Below are 2,191 nucleotides of genomic sequence, written 5' to 3' on the forward strand. Positions count from 1 at the left end.
TCCCGGGCAACCCACGAAGAGATCGAGACGACCCTGGACAGCCTGTGCCGCGATCACCCGGTATCGGTGCTGTGCGTCTACGACCGAAACGGCAACCGCGCCGGCGCGGGCATCGAGCACCTCGACCTGGCCGTCGCCCGCCACCCCGACCGGCTCGAGGAACAACGCCTCGCGCTCCACCGCACCGCGGACACCCTGGACGTCGACGGCGAGATCGACATGTCCAACCTCGACGTCTTCGCCACCGCGCTGCGCGCGCTCACCGACACCCCATCGCCCACCGTGCGCATCGACCTGAATGCCGTGACGTTCCTCGCCGCCGCCGCGGCCCGCACCCTCATCCGCGACACCGCCCCCTACCGCGACCGCAGATTGGACGTCGAGATCCACGCCACCCCGCATATCACGCGCGTCCTTCAGCTGCTCGACATCCACCGACTCCCCCAACTTCACCTCAGCTGCCGAGGGGTGCGCGCGAATACGATGTGACGACCGCCGCGATCGGTCCGGACGCCGAGGAGGCAGCTACCGCCGAGCTGGACAACGTGCGCACGATCCGGCGCGGCGGCGGCGGGACCCGCGGCCCACCTGCACTCCGGCGGAAGTGACAGGCCGACGGCGCTGTAAGCGAAATAGGACGGTCAACACCAGGACCAGGTGTGTGAGCGGTCGGCCGGGGCTCGGTCACGTGTGAGGGCTACCGGCGCCGGACGCGGTCCACATCCGGCACCTACGGCGTGCAGTAAGGACCCGCGATGAATTAGTTCATCCGGGGTCGGGCGTGTCGGGTTGGGCGCGCAGTGTGTAGTTCCAGTCGCCGTGGAAGGTATGGCGGACGAGGACGCCGCTGGCCTGGAGTGCCTTCATCTCCTGGTCTGGGATCTTGACACCTTTGGGGTAGGTGGCTTCGTCGAGTTCGGCGTGGACGCTGAGTCCGGCCCGGGTGGTGGTGGCGCCGATGGTCTCGACGATCACTTCGTGGCTGGTCAGCGGCCGTCCGCGCCAGTTCATGGAGATGTGGGAGAACAGCCGGTGCTCGATCTTGTTCCACTTCGAGGTACCCGGTGGGAGGTGGCAGACGGTGATCGTCAGGCCGGTGCGGGCGGCCAGAGCGGCCAGCTCGGTCTTCCACAGCCGGGTGCGGGAGCCGTTGGACCCGCCACCGTCGGCGGTGATGAGCAGCTTCCCGGCGCCGGGGTAGGCGCCTTGGCCCACCGCATCCCACCACCGGGCGATGGTGGCCACCGCGAAGGCCGAGGTGTCATGGTCGGTCCCCACGCCCACCCAGCCGGTGTTCGCGGCGAGGTCGTAGACGCCGTACGGGATGGCCTTACCGAGGTCGGTATCGATGAAGTCGTAGACGTTGACCTGGGTGGGATCACCGGTGGGCTGCCACTCCCGGCCACTGTTGCGGTAGTTGCCGATGAGTTCTTTCTTCTTGGTGTCCACGCTGATCACCGGGCAGCCCTCGTCCTGGTGGGCCTTGACCTGGTCGTTGAGGTAGCCGAACTGCGCGTCGCGGTCGGGATGCTGGCGCCCCTCGGCGGTCTTGATGTTGGCCTGCAGGCTGTATCCCAGGGCCTTGAGCAGCCGGCGCACCACGAACTCGCTGACCTGGTGACCGCGCTCGCGCAACGCCGTGGCCAGCGTCCGGGTGGACTTGCTGGTCCACCGCAGCGGTGACATCGGATCCCCGCGGCTGTCCGGGTCGACCAGTTGTTCCAACGCTGCCACCAGCGCCGGGTCATGGGCCTCGGCGCGTTTGCGACCGCCACCGGCCTTCCGCGAGGAGCCCACCGGCGCAGGCGCCGGATCGTCGAGCTCGGCGCGACCCCGCCGAACGGTGTCCGCAGCCACTCCGACCGCCGCCGCGACCACCCCCGCCCCACCCGGGCCGAGTTCACGAGCCTCCGCGCCCAGCCACAACCGTCGCTGACGCTCGTTCAGATGCGGCCGCAGAGCCTCGAACCGACGAGACAGTGAGTCCACCGCAACGGCCATAGCAGGAACCGTAGTGCCGCACAGCCAAACGAGAGGTTATTTCATCGCGAGCCCTAAGTGCAGGATAATCTGCGACAAGACCTCCGGTAGGGCCGGATTCCGCACGGCTGGGGGCATCGGCATGCGTGCCAGATGGTCGTGGATCAGCGCCAGCGGGTCCCGGGTGTCGAACGGCGGGGCACCGGTCGCC

General features: G+C 68.6%; 1 protein-coding gene and 1 pseudogene. One reads left to right on the forward strand and one right to left on the reverse strand.

Features of this window, described 5'->3' with window-relative positions; all coding sequences use genetic code 11:
* Nucleotides 1-489: STAS domain-containing protein (locus tag VKN16_04420; GenBank protein ID HME93443.1), on the forward strand; the 489-nt coding region annotated here is incomplete at its 5' end.
* Between the two features lie 309 nt (nt 490-798).
* On the opposite strand, the pseudogene VKN16_04425 reads toward VKN16_04420, so the two are convergent.
* Nucleotides 799-2,001 (reverse strand): annotated as a pseudogene (locus VKN16_04425) (ISAzo13 family transposase).
* Between the last annotated feature and the right edge of the window lie 190 nt (nt 2,002-2,191).

The sequence above is a fragment of the Candidatus Methylomirabilota bacterium genome (assembly GCA_035315345.1).
Taxonomy (GTDB): Bacteria; Methylomirabilota; Methylomirabilia; order Rokubacteriales; family CSP1-6; genus CAMLFJ01.